Below are 15,701 nucleotides of genomic sequence, written 5' to 3'. Positions count from 1 at the left end.
GAAGGACACTTCAAGGAGACCAGGTATCGTGCCGGATACTGCGCACAGCCGCGATGGCGAACTCAGGATCGAGCACCCCCACCGGGAGCTCCTCGACCAGGTGCTCGACAAGTGGTCATTGAGCGTGCTCAACGAACTCTGCGAGCGTCCCTGCCGCTTCAACGACCTGCGCCGCGCGATCCCTGCGGTGACCCAGAAGTCGCTCACCGCCACCCTGCGTCGGCTCGAACGCAACGGCATCGTGGAACGCGTACTCCTCTCCTCCCGACCCGTCGCGGTCGAGTACCGGATCACTCCCCTGGGCAAGACCATGCGGCAGCCGGTCGACGTGCTTCTGGAGTGGGTCGCGACGCACATGCCGGAGGTGGAACGCGCCCGTCGCGCCTTCGACCGCGCATGAACCGGATCTCACTCCGACCGGGTAGGCCGTCGACCGGGTTCCGGCCGCGGCACGCGCACCGGACGACGATATGTGCGTCGATTCCTGTTTCGTTCAGCAGAACGGGGTAGAGGCGCCAGGAGACGCGACACTCCGCAGAGGCGGCAGGTCACGGCCGAACCGTCTCGGCTCCGCCACCCAGCAAGGCGCCGCCCTCGCCGTGCAGTTCGGCGCACCGGGACGCCGGTAGGGAGAGACCATGAAAGCGGCAGTCTACGAAGGCCCCCGGACGGTCACGGTCAAGGACGTACCCGACGCGAGGATCGAGCATCCGGCCGACATCCTGGTGAAGATCACCACCACCAACAGGGCATCGAGGGCCGCTCGCACATGAACAAGCGGCAGCTGCAGCAGGCGCTCGGGCAGTGAGCGCATGAGCGCTCGCCGGCGGGCACCTGCGCCACGGACAGCGTCCCGGCCACCCGTCGCTGGCCGGGACGCTGTCCGTGGCCCCGTAGGCCGCCCTCTGTCGCGACACCTCCCCCTGCTGGGCTCACTCCTTCCGCGTCCGGGCCCCTGCGGCGACTGTGCCGCCTCCGCGTCGGATCTCGGCATGCGGAACTATGGCGTCCAGCAATCGGACGTTGCTTGCACGCTCCGGATCCGTCCCGACAGGATGCGGCCATGGCCCCCGTACTCGTATCGCGTCGTCACGTAGATCTGCTGCGTGTTTCGACCATGCTGTGTCGGGCCGATTCCCCTCGTACGCACGGCTGTTGATCCGCGGGTCCACCGAGGGCCACGCGTCCGCCGCTCTTGATCCCGCTCGGAACAACCGCGCGCTCGCCTTCGCGCGCCCTTCCGCCTTCCCCCTCTGCTCGCGTACACGTGGCGCCTCCCTTCGGTGAGGGCACGTGCCGTGCTGCTGCTTCGACGAGGTCTCCTCATGCCGGAAAACCCCCTCCTGCTCCACTGGTTCCTGCCCACCGGCGGGGACGGCCGCGATCCCGGCGGTGTCACCGCCGTCCAGGGCCGTACCGGATCCGCCACCCGGCGGCCCGCGGACATCCCGTACCTGGCCCAGGTGGCCCGCGCCGCAGAACAGGCCGGGTTCCACTCGCTGCTCACACCCGTGGGGCTCGGTTGCGCGGACCCATGGATCCTCACCGCCGCGCTCGCGCAGCACACGACCCGGATCGGGTTCCTGGTGGCGTTCCGCGCAGGATTCGCCAGTCCGACACTGCTCGCGCAGCAGGCGGACGCCTTCCGCCGGTTCGCGGGAGGCAGGCTCGCGCTCAACGTGGTGACCGGGGGCGATCCCGCCGAACAGCGGGCGTACGGGGACTGGTTGGAGCACGACGCGCGGTACGCCCGGACCGAGGAGGTGATGGCGGTCCTGCGCACCCTGCTGGACGGCAGGACGGCCGACCACCACGGGGCCCACGTGCGGATCGCGGGCGCCCGGATCACCGACCCGGACCTGCGCCACCCCGTGCCCCTGTACTTCGGCGGGGCCTCCCCCGCCGCCGAGGAGGTCGCCGCGCGGCAGGCCGACGTACAACTGCTGTGGGGCGAGCCCCCCGCTGCCGTCGCCGCACGTATCACGCGACTGCGGGAGCTGGCCCGTGCGGCGGGCCGCACCGTCCGGTTCGGCCTGCGGCTGCACGTCATCAGCCGGGACACCGCCGCCGATGCCTGGTCGGAGGCGGACCGGATCCTCGCCGGATTCGACCCGGAGGCCGTGCGGGCGAGCCAGGAGCGCTTCGCCGGCATGGACTCCACCGGACAGGCCCGGATGACCGCGCTGCACGGCGGGGTCGTGGACGCCGCCCGGCTCACGGTGGCACCGAACCTGTGGGCGGGCATCGGCCTCGTCCGCGAGGGCGCCGGGACCGCGCTCGTCGGCTCGCACGACGAGGTGGCCGGACGGCTCGCCGAGTATCACGCCCTGGGCATCGACGAGTTCGTCCTCTCCGGCTATCCGCACCTCGAAGAGGCGTACCGGGTCGGCGAGGAAGTCGCCCCGCGGCTGCGCGCCCTGGCCGGGGCGGAAACGCCGTGAGCGCTCCCACGACGACGGCGGCGGCCCCCGGGCCGGACCGGCTCCGGCGCCCCGTCCCCAAATCGTCGGGCACCGGTGCCGGTGCCTCCCGGCGGGACCGCCTGCGCGACGCCTTCCGGTGGGGCGGGCTGCGACTCGTCGCCCTCGCCGTGCTCCTCGGCGCCTGGCAGGCGGTGGTCTCCGCCGAGGTGTGGCCGCGGGTCCTCGTTCCCTCGCCCGGCGATGTGTGGCGGCAGTTCGTCCTCGCCTCCACGGTGCACGACGGGGTCCGCGGCTACGGCGGCCATCTGCTGATCGAGCATCTGGGCGTCAGCCTGGGCAGGATCGGCACCGGCTCCGCGTACGCCGTGCTGGCCGGGGTGCCCCTGGGGCTGCTGATCGGTACGATCCGGCCGCTTGCCGTCGTGCTGGAGCCCGCGGTGACGTTCCTGAGGACGCTGCCGCCGCTGGCGTACCTCTCGCTGCTCGTCATCTGGTTCGGCATCGACGAGGCCCCGAAGATCTGGCTGCTGGTCATCGCCGCCCTGCCACCGATCGCCGCAGCCACCGCGGCGGCCGTGCGCACGGTGCCCGGGCAGCTCGTCGAGGCCGCCCGGGCGCTGGGATCGGGGCCGACGGCGCTGCTGCTGTCCGTGCGGCTGCCCTCCGCTCTGCCCGAGATCCTCACCGGTGTCCGAATCGCCGTCGGCGTCGCCTACACGTCCGTGGTCGCGGCGGAGACCATCAACGGCGTGCCCGGCATCGGCGGCATGATCCGCGATGCGCAGCGCTACAACCAGACAGCGCTGGTGATCGCGGGCATTCTCGCCATCGGCCTCTCCGGGATCCTGCTGGACGCGCTGCTGCGGCTCGTCGAGCGGATCGCCGTGCCATGGCGCGGCCGCGTCTGATCGCCGCCCGCTTCCTCTCGTTCCCTTCCTCCCTCGTTGCCACGTCGTCCGACCTCAGACCGGAGATGAGTCCCATGCCCGCACGTCCGTCCCGCCGTACCCTCCTGCTCACCGCGGTCGTCGCCCTGACGGCCTCCGTCACCACCGCCTGCGCAGGTGACGGCGACGCGGGCGGCGGATCGTCTGGGCGGACCACCGTACGGATCGCCTACCAGGCGATACCCAACGCCGACCTGGTGGTGAAGAACCAGCGGCTGCTGGAGAAGGCCCTTCCCGAAGTCGACGTGAAGTGGGTGAAGTTCGAGTCGGGTGGTGACGTGAACACGGCTGTCATCGCCGGGGCGGTCGACCTGGGTCTGGCCGGGTCGAGCCCCGTCACCAAGGGCCTCTCCGCTCCGCTGAACATCCCGTACAAGGTGGTGTGGATCCACGACCTGATCGGGGACAACGAGGCTCTCGTGGCCAAGCCCGGGATCGGTTCGGTGAGGGACCTGGTGGGCAAGAAGGTCGCCGCTCCCTTCGGGTCGACGGCCCACTATTCGCTGCTCGCCGCGCTGACGACGGCGGGTGTCGAGCCGTCGTCCGTACAGACCATCGACCTTCAGCCGCAGGACGCGCTCGCCGCCTGGAAGCGCGGGGACATCGACGCGGCCTACGTGTGGACGCCGACGCTGAGCGAACTGACCAAGGACGGCAAGGTGCTCGTGACCAGCCGTGAACTGGCCGAGCAGGGCAAGCCGACGGCCGACCTGGGAGTGGTGACGAACGCGTTCGCGGCCAAGCACCCTGACGTGGTGACGGCCTGGATCAAGGCGCAGGACACGGCCGTCGCTCAGGCGCGTACCGCACCGGACCGGGCCGCGAAGTCCATCGGGGCGGAGCTCGGGCTGCCGACGGAGGAGGCGAAGCGTCAGTTGTCCGAACTGGTGCTGCTCAGCGCGAAGGAGCAGACCGGACCCGACTACCTGGGCACGCCGGGCGCCCCTGGCAGGCTCGCGGCGAACCTGCATGACGCCGCCGTGTTCCTGAAGGGGCAGAAGGCGGTCGACTCCGTGCCGGACGAGGCGGTCTTCGGGCGGGCGCTCGCGGTGGAGGAGCTCGGCCGTGCCGCGAACTGACGGGCCTGACGATCGGACCGCGATCGTCGAACTGGCGGGCGTGTCGGTCCGGTACGGCTCGAAGGCACCGGTCACGGCGCTCGACGGCGTGGACGTACGGATCCACGCCGGCGAGTTCGTCGTCCTGGTCGGTCCCTCCGGCTGCGGCAAGACGAGCCTGCTGCGCGTGGTGGCGGGCTTCGAGCGGCCCGCCGAGGGCCATGCCCGGGTCCGGGGCGCGCTTCCACGGCCTGGCGCGGGGGCGGGGGTGGTGTTCCAGCAGCCCCGGCTCTTCCCCTGGCGCACGGTGGGCGGGAACCTCGCCTTCGCGCTGGCGCGGCTGGGCGTGCCGCGATCCGCCAGGCCCGGCCGGATCGCCGAGCTTCTGGAGCGGGTGGGACTGCCCGGGATGGCGGGCCGGCGCACGTGGGAGCTGTCGGGCGGTCAACAGCAGCGGGTGGCGCTGGCCAGGGCACTGGCGGCGGAGCCGGAACTCCTGCTCATGGACGAGCCGTTCGCCGCGCTCGACGCCTTGACTCGGGAGCGGCTTCAGGAGGAGGTGCGTACGTTGGCCGGGCGGCTCGGCACGACGGTGCTGTTCGTGACGCACTCGGCGGAGGAGGCGGTGCTGCTGGGCTCCCGGGTGCTGGTCATGGACGCGGGGCCCGGCCGGGTGGTGGCGGAGCTGCCGGTGGGCCTGGCGCGGGGACCCGGCACGGACGTGTCCGCGCTGCGGTCCTCCCCCGAGTTCGCCCGGCTGCGGGGCCGTCTCGCCGAGATCATGCGCGGCGGAGCCGTTCCGGCACGTGACGACTGATCTCGACACGGCGGAGGTCCAGCGCCCTCGCCGTGGGCCGGCCGTATGCAGGGGGAAGGTGACTGCGCGCGCAAGCTCCCGCATGCTGGGGGAACGTGCGCTGCGCGAACAAGCCGTGGTCCGCCTCCTCGGAAGGTTCCCCACCGCGGTGGCAGCGGAAGGCACGGGCCAGACGCGCTCCGCAATGGTCTGCTCGCACGCCTGGCCGCCCGCGGCGAGCCCGAAGACGAGGAACCGCGCACAGACAGGTGGACATGCCTCCGGCTCAGGTGGCCGTGAGAGTGGTGCGGGGGCCGTGCCAGTCCAGGCACAGCACGGTGGCGTCGTCCTTGGGCGGGCGGCCTTCGTAGGCGTCGGAGACGGCGCCGACCAGGGTGCGCACGACCTCGCGGGGGTGGTCGTCGGCGGTCTTGCGGAGGAGTCCGGGCAGGTCGACGGTTTCGGCGTCGCGTTCCTGCATGCCGTCGGTGTACAGGAGCAGGCGGTCGCCGGGACGCAGGTTGAGGTCTTGGGCCTGGTAGGCACCTTGGTCGGGGAGGCCGAAGGGCAGGTCGACGGCCAGGGGGAGTTCGCCGGCCGTGCCGTTGCGCAGCCGGTAGGGCCAGGGGTGGCCGGCGTTGATGAGCTGGGCGCTGGTGCCGTCGAGGGCGATGCGCAGGAGTTGGCCCGTGGCGATGCTGCGGTGGCCGTGGTCGAGGAGTGCCTGGTGGAGCTGGCGGGCCTGTTCGGCGAGGTCTTCTCCGGCGCGGCGGGCGCCGCGGGAGGCGTTGACCAGGAGGGTGGCCATCAGGGAGGCGCTGACGTCGTGGCCCATGGCGTCGGTGATGGACAGGTGCAGGGTGTGCTGGTCGAGGCTGTAGTCGTAGGTGTCGCCGGCGATGTCGGAGGCCGGGACGAGTGCGCCGGCGAGCGTGAACTGCGGCGCTTCGCAGGAGGAGGCGGAGGGCAGGAGCTGGCGCTGGATCTCGGCGGACAGGCTGACGATCGTGGTGCGATTGCCCCAGTGGTAGAGGTCGGTGAAGCGGCGGTCGGTGACGATGATGTAGGCCAGCGCGTGCGCGGCGTCCTGGATCTGCTCCAGCGTCTCGGGGCTGACGTCGGGGAGGAAGAGTTCCAGGACGCCTACGGCGTCCCCGCGGTTGGTGACCGGGGCAAGGACGCGTTGGCCGTTGTGGCCGTCCGGCGCGAGCAGGACGCGCTGTCGGCGCAGGACCTCGTCATAGATGCTGCTGCCGGCGAGCGGCACCTGCGCGGCGCGGTCCTCGTGTCGTGAGCCGGCGGTGTCGTGGACGCGCAGCAGGCGCCTGCCGACGACATCGACGAACAGGAACGACACGTACGCGGCACCGAACCGGTCCCGAAGGTTGCGTGCCACGATGTCGAGGGAGTCCACCGGTGGCGCGGCCTCCGCCGCCGCGAGCACCTGCGCCAGTCCGATCCGGTCATCCGCCACATCCGCCTCCAGTTCGCGAGCCCTCCTCCTTCTCCTGAACGACGGGTTCACGAAGGAGACATTCCCGCAGTCAACATGAACAGGGCAGGATGCGGGACGCGCCATGCCCGGGCCGTCTCCGCACTCGGCGTCCTCGACTGACCTGGCGGTGCCGCGCTCAGTCGGCGGAGAGCCACTGGGCCCGGTCTGCAGCGAGCCGGCCGGCGGCCTGCCCGCGACGAGTGAGGTCGAGGTCTCCGGCAGCCGCACGTACCCGACGGCGTCCCGGGCCTCCGCTGCCGTCAGCAGCGGCAGGCGGGGCTCGCCCTCGCCGGGGTGGTCGCCGGTCGCAGTCTGTTCGTCCATGTCAACGCAGGGACCGACCCCGGGCGGGGCCTCCAGGTCACGAGCCTCTCAGGTGAGGCATCTCTTGAACTCGGCCCCGATCGGCCTACAACCCACTGTGGACCGTCGTCCTGCCCTGACCGGGCGTGACTACGTGCAACAGCAGCCTGACGGCACGTTCGATCGACAGCAGTGTGCCGGATCCTTGCCCGAGGCAGGACGGGGCAGGGCACAGGAGCGAGGCGGGATGTCAGGGCAGCCGCGCGCCAAGGACTACGGCATCGAGTCCTTCGACGATCCCTCAAGCCGTGAGGGTGTTGAGCCAGCTGGTCAGAAGTTGGTTGACCTCTTCGGGGCGTTCCTGCTGGATCCAGTGGCCGGCGCCTTCGAGGAGGTGGGAGGAGGTCAGGCCGGGAAGGCTGGTGGGGAAGGCGTCGATGGCGTCGGACATCCAGGTGGTGGAGGCGTCCAGGGCGCCGCCGATGAACAGCGACGGCTGTGTGATCGCGGCTCCGCGGTGGGGGGCGAGGTCTTCCCAGTCGCGGTCCATGTTTCGGTAGCGATTGAGGGCGCCTGTCAGACCCGTGCGCTCGAACTCTCCGGCGTACACGTCGAGGTCTTCCTCTGGCAGCCAGGCCGGGAGGACGCCTGCGGGGAAGCGGTCACGCAGCCGACCGCTGCGGGTGCGGAAGAGCGGGTCGGGCTCGCCCTGGGCGGGCATGGTGTCGGCCGACAGAGCGGCGTAGAAGCCCGCGAGCCAGGCCCGGACATCGGGCTCGATCTCCGCCTCGGCCCGGCCGGGCTCCTGGAAGTAGGAGACGTAGAACTCCTGCTCAGGGCCGCCGATCCGGCCGAAGATGTCGGTGGGGCGGGGGCCGCCGGGCGGCGCGTACGGGACGCTCAGCATGCCGACGGCACGGAAGACCTCTGGGTGGAGAAGGGCCGAGGTGGCGGCGATGTTGGCTCCCCAGTCGTGGCCGACGACCACAGCGTTCGCCTCGCCGAGGGCGTGCACGACGGCGACGTTGTCCTCCACCAGATCCAGCATCCGGTAGGCATCGGTCTCCACAGGCTTGGAGGAGCGGCCGTAGCCGCGCACGTCGATCGCCACGGCCCGGTATCCCGCCGCGGCAAGGGCCGGGAGCTGGCGGCGCCATGAGTACCAGGACTCCGGGAAGCCGTGGACGAGCAGGACCAGCGGTCCGGTGCCCTGCTCGGCCAGGTGCAGGCGCCCGGCCGGGGCATCGACGGTGCGGTGGCGAAGTACAGCGGTCGGCTTGGGCTGCATGGGGTCTTCTCTCGATTCGCCGGTGGAGCAGGTACGCATCGATCATGCGGCGCGGTGACCGTCCACCGCGATTCTTCTTGCCGCTCTGGCAAGCCTGCAGGACAGGTGGCGCACCTCCCACCTGCCTGGTCATGCCCACCCCCGGCGTCAACCCCGCATTCACGCGATGTCCTCGCGCGGTGCAGCTCAGCTCCGAGCGACTGCCGTCCGAATGACTGGGGGGCTGAACGGTGACCGTTCGCACGTGGCACCGCGGAAAACCCCGGCCGAAACGTCAGGGCCAAGGCCGGACGAGACCGGACCGGGCCATCGTTGATGTCGACTTTGGCGAGGTTGGCTGCCCGAGCAGCGCCGCAGGCAGTCGCAAGCATCGGGTGCCGGTGGTCATCGAGCTGCTCCCCCGTCAGCGCCTCACCGCTGTCCGCTAGCGTCTGGGGCCTGCCTCAGCGTCGTCAGCCCCGAGAGCGGCGACTGGAAACCGATGAGTTCGCTCAGGCTTGGAGGGGTCGGCGTCGCCGACTGTGCGAAGGGCTCCCGGCCACGCTACGGACCCCCGCCCCGGTGCCCTCGTTCGTTCCGGCAGGCGCGGTCGGCGAGCAAGCCCGCCCGTGAGGTTCAGGTCCTGGGGGCTGCGAGGCCGGCAGGGGTGGAGGGGATCAGGCGGGAGACGTCATAGGCCGCGGGGAACAGTTCGGTGGCGGTGAGCAGGAGGCGTAGGGGCTGGTCGCGCAGGTTCGTCACGGTCGTCTGGTAGCGCGGGCAGCCGTGGGATGCGGTGCCGAACAGCAGCTGCAGTCCGGCTACATCGGTGAAGGTCAGATGTTCCAGGTCCCACAGCAGGTCGGTGACGTGCGAGGGCAGGCGGTCCACAGCCGAGTGCAGCGGGGGCAGGGTGTCGAAGTCCATCTCCCCGTGAGGGGTGAGACGGGCCGTGGTGCCGGTGATCGTGGTGGTGATGTTCATGCTGGGCGCGCCCCCTTCCGGGGGTTGATGAGCCCACAGACGCAACACCCCCGCCCGAGACGGAAGGGGGTGGACGACGATGGCGGGATACGGGTGCCCTGAGTGGGGGCAACTCCCACATCCCCGAGGCCGCCGAGATGATCGACAGCCGGTCTCTTGTCCTTGGAGCGTCCCACACTCACCCGCGCACGCCAAACAGTGAACAGGCCACAACGGTTGCCGGAGGACAAGAATCCAGCCAGCAGGTCCGGCTCACACCCTTGCCGCGCCTAGACGGGACACCGGCAGACGGTGCTAGGTGCGGGCTTGGTCAGGAGGCGGCGACGTGACGGCGGGCGGCCGCGATACAGCCTCCGCCGCCGTCGAGGGCGTAGCCGGTGCGCATCAGGGAGCCGACGGGGGAGGCTGGCCATCGCTGGCACTGCCGGTGTGGGATTTCACCGATTTCGTGCTCTTTTCCGTTCACGCGACGCGACTACCTGCACAGGTGATCCTTGAAGTGCCGCAGCCGCCCATCGAGCCGTCCGAGTACATCCGGAGGCCGCACAGGTGGGGCGGAGCCCTCCGCACACGCGTCTCACCGGGAAAACCCTGGGGGATTCGAGGAGACCATGACCAGCAACGGCACTGCAGACCGAGCCGCGCGCCTACCCGCCACGTCGCAGGGTCGGCTACGTTCGCATCGCGACCCTTCACGGGGAGATCGACCACACCACCACAGAATGTCAGTTGCTGGTTCTAGGGTCGGCCCTATGACATCAGACCTGGTCCAGGAGTCATGGACTCGCATCGACGCGTGGCTGCGCGAGCACGCGCCCCGCACGTTCGCCACGCTTCGGCCGCCCGCGCCCGGCGAGGAGATCGCAGCAGCGCAACAGGAACTTGGGGTCACCTTTCCTCCTGACCTGGTCGCTTCACTGCTCCGGCACAACGGGGCGCTGGAGGGGCCTGAGGCTTTCCGCTTCAGCACGGGCGACCGGCTGCTCGGAGTGAGCGGAATCCTCGGGGACACCGGGTTCATGCGTGGTATCGACCAGGGCCCCGACGGGGAGACCGAGAGCTACTGGCTCCACGACTACGTGAAGTTCGGTTCCTACGACGTGACGTCGGACGGTCTTCTGATGGATTGCCGCACTGGGCGGAACTCCTTCGGTGTGATCGGACGGTTCTTCGACGAGACCGGCACCAGTTTCGGACAGTCCGGGTCGCTGGGCGAGTACCTGGCCGAACTGGCCCGCACGCTCGAGCGCGGTCAGGAGGCCGGTGTCGTCACCTTCAACGGCCGACTGCTCTGGGAGGCGCGCCTCCCTGCCAGGCGGCAATACAGTGCCGACGAGCCCCTTCCCGCGCCGGATGAGAAGCTGCCGGAGCTGGACCTGTCCTCCAGCCCTACCGACCTCCTCCACGTGAGCTGCCTGGACGGGCATGAGGAACTCGGTGCGCTCATCGCGACCCTGCCGTATGAGCGGGTGGTCGAGGCAGCGCGCAAGCAGTTGCGCAGGCTGGCAATCGAAGCAGGGCTGAACAACTACCCGGAGGTCAAGGCAGCCCTTGACGCGTGGGAGTGCGGCGCGGTCCTGCCGCCACCCGATCAGACCGGCCCGCTCGCCTTGCGTCTGCGCGGGGTGCTCGCGCAGGCCGACGCCGGCCGAGACCACACGCGCAGGTGGGCCGCGGAGAAGGTGGCCCTCGGGATCTGGGGGTCCCCGTACAGGTCCGTGTGCGAGAGCGCGGAGATCCGGAGTCACTTCACTCTCGACTGGCGTCGTGATCTGCATGCGGACCTGGGCGATCAGCCCCTGCCACCGATACCTGACGACCGATTCTGGGGCGCGCTGCGTAACCCCGCCATCGACTCCAGTTGGTACGCGGCACAGTTCAGCCAAGATCAGGACTGAACCCACGGGCTCCGGGTTGGCGTAAGCGCTTCATGTCGCGGCTGTAGCCGGACGAAGTGCCCACTAGCCTCAATTCCCATGACGGCTGCCTGAGGGCCACTCGTAGGTTCGTGGGGCTGCCCGCCGACTGTGCGATTCGCGCTCTACCCGGGTATCGGCTTGATCATGGTGCGTGCACCCGTGGGGTGAAGTCCCATGTACCGAACGGAGTACCCGGCACGCTGTCTCCGTGGCTACGGAGGTGCTCAGCGCAATGACTACGAGTCGATACATCGGGCGAGCCGCAGGCTGGCCTCCCGGTACGGGGTGATGACGCTCAACGCCATGCTGGAGGCGTGGGAGGCGTTGGCGCAGGACGTTGGGGAGGGGTTCGACGCCGAATTCGGCTGGGAGTAGCCTCAGATGCTTCGCTGCCGGAACTGGGTGGCAGCGGCATGGCCCGCGCTCACCGTCAGAGTTCGGACCGAGCGGCAATCAGAACTGGACGCATTGGACGCCCGCTTCGAACTGGTTACGGTGCCACTTCACGGCCAAGCCGAAGACGCAAAGTGGCACTCCCGTCGACCGTTGCGGATCGCCAGCGACGGTTCGCTGGACCTGCCGGCGTCCTGGCGCGTACGAGGCATTTGACCTGGCGGTCCAGAACTCGGGCTCGCGAGGGGGCGTGAACCCACTCATCCGCTGAAGACAGCCGGCCAGGACAGCGACATTGCCTGCTGGAGCCCGGACATCCCAGCGGTCGGGACGACACCGATCGGCCATCGAGCGCACCATCGCCTGGCTCGTCGGCTGCCGCGGTACCGCAAACTCGCCACATGAGATGACGTCATTGGCGAGAACGTGTTCTGAGAACCGATCAGACCCTCGGTCGCCCCCGGTGACCGCTGCCGACCTTGCCCCCCCCGGAGAGGGTCCATTGCGGAAATCCGGCTGGCGTACTCCAGGTTGGCCACGATCCAGTCACGGATCGGCTTCCTTTCGTGGCTCGACCGGGACCAACATGTGCGCTGCACCTGACGGGCCCCTGCCAGATGCAGCGCGCTCGGTCATGACCACTGGCTCAAGGATCACCCTGCTGAGCCGACTCCGAAGCCATGCTCTCTCTGGTTCCCGACATCACAGGTCAGAATCTTGATGGCACCGCATGTTGTCTTCAGTAAGCCCTCATAGTGCCTGGCTGCCGAGTCCCAGCAGGTAGGAGAGCGCCGGGCGCGCCGGCGGATCCCCGCGCATCATGTCTGTCAGATTCTCGTAGCGCTGCCCATGGACGATTACCGGAGTTCCAGTGCCGCCATTTCGAGTCTGGAAGGCCAGCCTGCTCAGGGGCGACCAGCTGGTCTCCAGTGCCATTCCGAACGGTCCCAGGGTCGTCTGCCAGCCGAACCCGTCGTGTTCACCCCCGTCCCTGATGGTGTTCGATATGCGATTCCTGATCCATCCGAAACGAGCCGCCTCGGAAGTCGCCTGGACGATGTTCGCGAGGTGCAGAGTGTAGTTATTGCGGGTGCCATAGGTGAAACCCCTCAGCGCCACGAACTGGTTGCGCAGATTTCGCGCGTCGAACGAGGTGTCCCCTCGGCGACCGTTGGCATCCAAGCCACCATTTCCGTAGTGCCCACCATAAATAGTGGTGAAAATATTCCCATTGCCGTGGAAGTTCTGAACCAGCGCGGCCTGGGCGTTACTGAACCGATAGTTGTCGCCTCGGACGCTGAAGCCGTCCAGGTAGAGGTTGTCCGTTCGGTAGAACAGGCTGAGGAAGTGTTCACCGCTGTCGAAGACTCGGATCTCAACATATCGCCCCGTTCGCGCCTCTGTCTGGGCGAGCTGCCCTCCTTGCGCATTGCCGGGCCTGGAGTCCACATGCCTCCTGAGTTCTCCCAGCATGTCGTCGTACCGCAGGGCGGCCAGAGGCCCTCCTCCGTTCTGAAGGCTGGTGATGTCCCAATCCATCACAGTCCATATTTGAGACGTATTCGCTCGGGCCGGCGAGGCAACAGTCAGCTGAGCCAAGCCGAGTAAGGCGGCAATGATTGGAAGGGCCGCTCTCCACCTTCTCATGGACAACAGGTTCAACTCTGCCTCTCTCCCTGAAACCGGCCTGCAACACAGAAAGCCAGACGGCCGGACCGATAGGAAGGTCAATGCTGGGCCCAGCCGCTAACGTTTCGCCAACTCCCTGCTAACGCACCCATGTACAGCAGTTCGACATCCAGCAGCGAAGCACCGGGGGCAGAGTTACGTGGGCGTGCCTGCAGGAGGGTCGCGACTCCCAGAATGCGATCCTCCAGAGAGCCTCCAAGGCGCCCGCCCAGATGCCGAAAAGTACCTCGCGTTGCACGACGGGAGACGGGATTCCCAAGGCTGCAGAGGGAAGGGACAAGCCCTGCGCAGGAGGCTATAGTTTCGTCGCTGATCAGTAGCTGTGGAACGTTAGTGGGACGTTAGCGCAAGCAACGATACTGGCTCCACGAATGGCGCCGTCCAGGTTACGTGTCCGCGTTAACGGGCCGTACCGCTGTAAAGAATCCACATCCGACCATCACAGCCGAAGGGATTACGTGTGAGAACGAGAAGAACTGCCGCAGCCCTGACAACAGCAATGGGGGCAAGCGTCATCCTACTGGTTGGCACGACCGGCAACGCGAGCGCTGCCGAAGTAGGCACCATGGCCGTGGGACAGCAGATCAAGAACATACGTACCGGCCTGTGCCTGGATTCCGACTACAACGGCAACGCGTACACGAAGGGTTGCGCCGGCGATCACAGCAACCCCTATCAGCAGTGGATATTCCAGTGGACGAACTACGGAACCTTCAAGATCGAGAACGTGCAGACCCAACGCTGCCTCCAGCGCAGCGGGCCTAAAGGTGTCGTTACCGGGTCCTGCAACAGTGTCGATGCAGATTGGCGTGAAGAGTATCTCGGAAGCCAAAGATACAACTTGATCGCCACCAACGGCTTGGCCCTCGATTCGGACGCGAAAGGCAACGTCTATCTCAATCCGAAGAATGTGCCGTCGGACAATCCCTATCAGCAATGGTGGGTATGGTAGCTAGGACTCCACCAGAGTTGCCTTCTGATCTGAGAATTCCTGTGACCCGTCGGACTCGGGGCAAGGCGGGTTGAGATTCCGTCCCGTTGGCCCGTACCGTGCGAGTGAGGTTGTGCAGGCGGTCGATGCCGCGATGGCTTGGTCATCGCCGCCGTCGTGCGTGGGTCGGCCGTATGCCCTTCTCCTCCTGCCTTTGAAGGGCCATAATTCCTGGTCAGCTGGGGTGGTGACGTGGCAGAGCCCCCGGTCGTCGGCGGTGTTGATTCCACTCGACACTGCCGACAACCCGGGGACCCTGTTGGTCCCCTTTGGGGGCCGGCGCTGGGCGGGTGACCGTGAGGCTTTGGCGGCGATCATCTTCGTGGCGACGTCGGGGTGCGCGTGGCGGCAGTTGCCGCCGGTGTTCGGACCGGCCTGGCAGACGGTCTACCGCAGGTTCGCCCAGTGGAGCAGGGAGCGGGCCTGGGCCCCGCTCTACCGCGTGATCCTCGACGAGCCCGGGGCGCGGGGTGGGCTGGACTGGTCGCGGTGTGCGATCGACTCGGTCCGTCTGCGGGCAGCATAAGAGGGCCTTTGCCGGGACCGAATCCGACCGACCGCGGCACACTCGGATCGAAGATCCACCTGCTCTGCGACCGCAACGCACTGCCGCTTTCCCTGGGTGTCTCCGGCGCGAACATGCACGACAGTCAGGGCCTGGAGCCGCCTGTGCGCGGCATCCCACCCATCCGCTCCTGCCGAGGCCCCCGCCGCCGAAGGCAAGAGAAACGGCACGCCGACAAGGGCTGCGACTACAACCACCTGCGCCGATGACTCCGCAAACGCGGCATCCGCAACCGCATCGCCCGCAAAGGCATCGAATCCTCACAGCGACTGGGCCGGCACCGCTGGGCCGTGGAGAGAACCCCGTCCTGGCCGACCGGCTGCCGCAGGCTGCACCGACGCTACGAACGCAAGGCCGAACACTTCCTGGCCTTCGTCGGCAAAGCTGCGGCTCCTATCTGCCACCGCCGCCTCGAGGCAGTGAAATCGAGCGGCGCGGAGTGACACGTCGCCTGTGTTCAGGTAGGCAGGGCGGTCCTGCGTGCTGGGGGGCGCCAGATGAAGGCGTCGGCGATCTCGTCCGCGAACGAACGGTGCTGCCATGTGTCGGTGTCATCGGTCCAGTTGCGAAGGACGGCACTGTTCTCCGCCGTCGATGACTCTCGGTCGTAGACGAGGTCGAACGAGTAGACACGGCCGTCCTCATCTATGCACTGGCCGAACTCGTGGTCACCCCCGTCCGGGAAGAGGTTGACCAGCACGGTCGTCGCCGGGTCGAGTCCCTGGTCTTCGAGGAGGCTTCTGAGCCGCCTCCAGAGACCGAACGCGCTCGTGCGCAGGAGGTCTGTGTTCTGAACATATGCAGCCTGGGACATAGAACGGATCTTGTGTCACCAGCACCGAAACCGCCAGCCTTTACAGGTGGAGGCTCC

The 15,701-nt window shown here is 68.4% G+C and carries 13 protein-coding genes and 1 pseudogene; 9 read left to right on the top strand and 5 right to left on the bottom strand.

Annotated elements, in window-relative coordinates; all coding sequences use genetic code 11:
• Positions 1-28 precede the first annotated feature (28 nt).
• The 6 genes from ACY0MR_RS35920 (at position 29) to ACY0MR_RS35895 (ending at position 5,245) form a co-directional block, all read left to right on the top strand.
• Positions 29-400: a winged helix-turn-helix transcriptional regulator gene (locus tag ACY0MR_RS35920; protein WP_473557904.1), complete on the top strand. Its 372-nt coding sequence runs from the start codon at positions 29-31 to the stop codon at positions 398-400.
• Positions 401-638: 238 nt separating this feature from the next.
• Positions 639-773, top strand: coding sequence for a hypothetical protein (locus ACY0MR_RS35915; RefSeq protein ID WP_473561999.1), 135 nt, complete (start codon positions 639-641; stop codon positions 771-773).
• A 552-nt stretch (positions 774-1,325) separates the two neighbouring features.
• Positions 1,326-2,441 (top strand): LLM class flavin-dependent oxidoreductase, encoded by a 1,116-nt coding sequence (locus tag ACY0MR_RS35910; RefSeq protein ID WP_473557902.1) that lies wholly within the window; start codon positions 1,326-1,328, stop codon positions 2,439-2,441.
• Positions 2,438-3,331 carry an ABC transporter permease gene (locus tag ACY0MR_RS35905; protein WP_473557900.1) on the top strand — a complete coding sequence of 298 codons (894 nt, stop codon included), beginning with the start codon at positions 2,438-2,440 and terminating at the stop codon, positions 3,329-3,331. The genes ACY0MR_RS35910 and ACY0MR_RS35905 overlap by 4 nt, the downstream gene beginning before the upstream one ends.
• 74 nt (positions 3,332-3,405) lie before the next feature.
• Positions 3,406-4,449 (top strand): taurine ABC transporter substrate-binding protein, encoded by a 1,044-nt coding sequence (locus ACY0MR_RS35900; RefSeq protein ID WP_473557898.1) that lies wholly within the window; start codon positions 3,406-3,408, stop codon positions 4,447-4,449.
• A complete protein-coding gene (locus ACY0MR_RS35895) occupies positions 4,436-5,245 on the top strand; it encodes an ABC transporter ATP-binding protein (RefSeq protein WP_473557895.1) in 810 nt (269 codons plus the stop codon). The genes ACY0MR_RS35900 and ACY0MR_RS35895 overlap by 14 nt, the downstream gene beginning before the upstream one ends.
• A gap of 265 nt (positions 5,246-5,510) precedes the next feature.
• Here ACY0MR_RS35895 and ACY0MR_RS35890 read toward each other — a convergent pair whose 3' ends face one another.
• The 3 genes from ACY0MR_RS35890 to ACY0MR_RS35880 form a co-directional block, all read right to left on the bottom strand.
• The gene (locus ACY0MR_RS35890; protein ID WP_473557893.1) at positions 5,511-6,698 is read right to left on the bottom strand and encodes a PP2C family protein-serine/threonine phosphatase; all 1,188 of its coding nucleotides are present in this window, start codon (positions 6,696-6,698) and stop codon (positions 5,511-5,513) included.
• Between the two features lie 625 nt (positions 6,699-7,323).
• A complete protein-coding gene (locus ACY0MR_RS35885) occupies positions 7,324-8,310 on the bottom strand; it encodes an alpha/beta fold hydrolase (protein ID WP_473557891.1) in 987 nt (328 codons plus the stop codon).
• A 615-nt stretch (positions 8,311-8,925) separates the two neighbouring features.
• The gene (locus ACY0MR_RS35880) at positions 8,926-9,273 is read right to left on the bottom strand and encodes an STAS domain-containing protein (RefSeq protein ID WP_451059529.1); all 348 of its coding nucleotides are present in this window, start codon (positions 9,271-9,273) and stop codon (positions 8,926-8,928) included.
• Between the two features lie 752 nt (positions 9,274-10,025).
• Here ACY0MR_RS35880 and ACY0MR_RS35875 point away from each other — a divergent pair.
• Entirely contained in the window at positions 10,026-11,171 is a 1,146-nt protein-coding gene (locus ACY0MR_RS35875; protein ID WP_473557887.1) for an SMI1/KNR4 family protein, read from the top strand.
• Between the two features lie 1,164 nt (positions 11,172-12,335).
• Here ACY0MR_RS35875 and ACY0MR_RS35870 read toward each other — a convergent pair.
• Positions 12,336-13,124, bottom strand: coding sequence for a ribosome-inactivating family protein (locus tag ACY0MR_RS35870; protein ID WP_392867311.1), 789 nt, complete (start codon positions 13,122-13,124; stop codon positions 12,336-12,338).
• Between the two features lie 610 nt (positions 13,125-13,734).
• Between ACY0MR_RS35870 and ACY0MR_RS35865 the strand changes: the two genes are divergently transcribed.
• Positions 13,735-14,226, top strand: coding sequence for an RICIN domain-containing protein (locus ACY0MR_RS35865; RefSeq protein ID WP_473557884.1), 492 nt, complete (start codon positions 13,735-13,737; stop codon positions 14,224-14,226).
• A gap of 310 nt (positions 14,227-14,536) precedes the next feature.
• Positions 14,537-15,273: pseudogene (locus ACY0MR_RS35860) on the top strand (IS5 family transposase); the annotation flags it as partial.
• Between the two features lie 14 nt (positions 15,274-15,287).
• On the opposite strand, the gene ACY0MR_RS35855 reads toward ACY0MR_RS35860, so the two are convergent.
• Positions 15,288-15,644: a hypothetical protein gene (locus ACY0MR_RS35855; RefSeq protein ID WP_473557882.1), complete on the bottom strand. Its 357-nt coding sequence runs from the start codon at positions 15,642-15,644 to the stop codon at positions 15,288-15,290.
• Between the last annotated feature and the right edge of the window lie 57 nt (positions 15,645-15,701).

It is taken from the genome of Streptomyces sp. JN8, from assembly GCF_055808075.1.
Note: the sequence above shows the minus strand (reverse complement) of the source record. Positions and strands in the feature narration are given on the sequence as shown.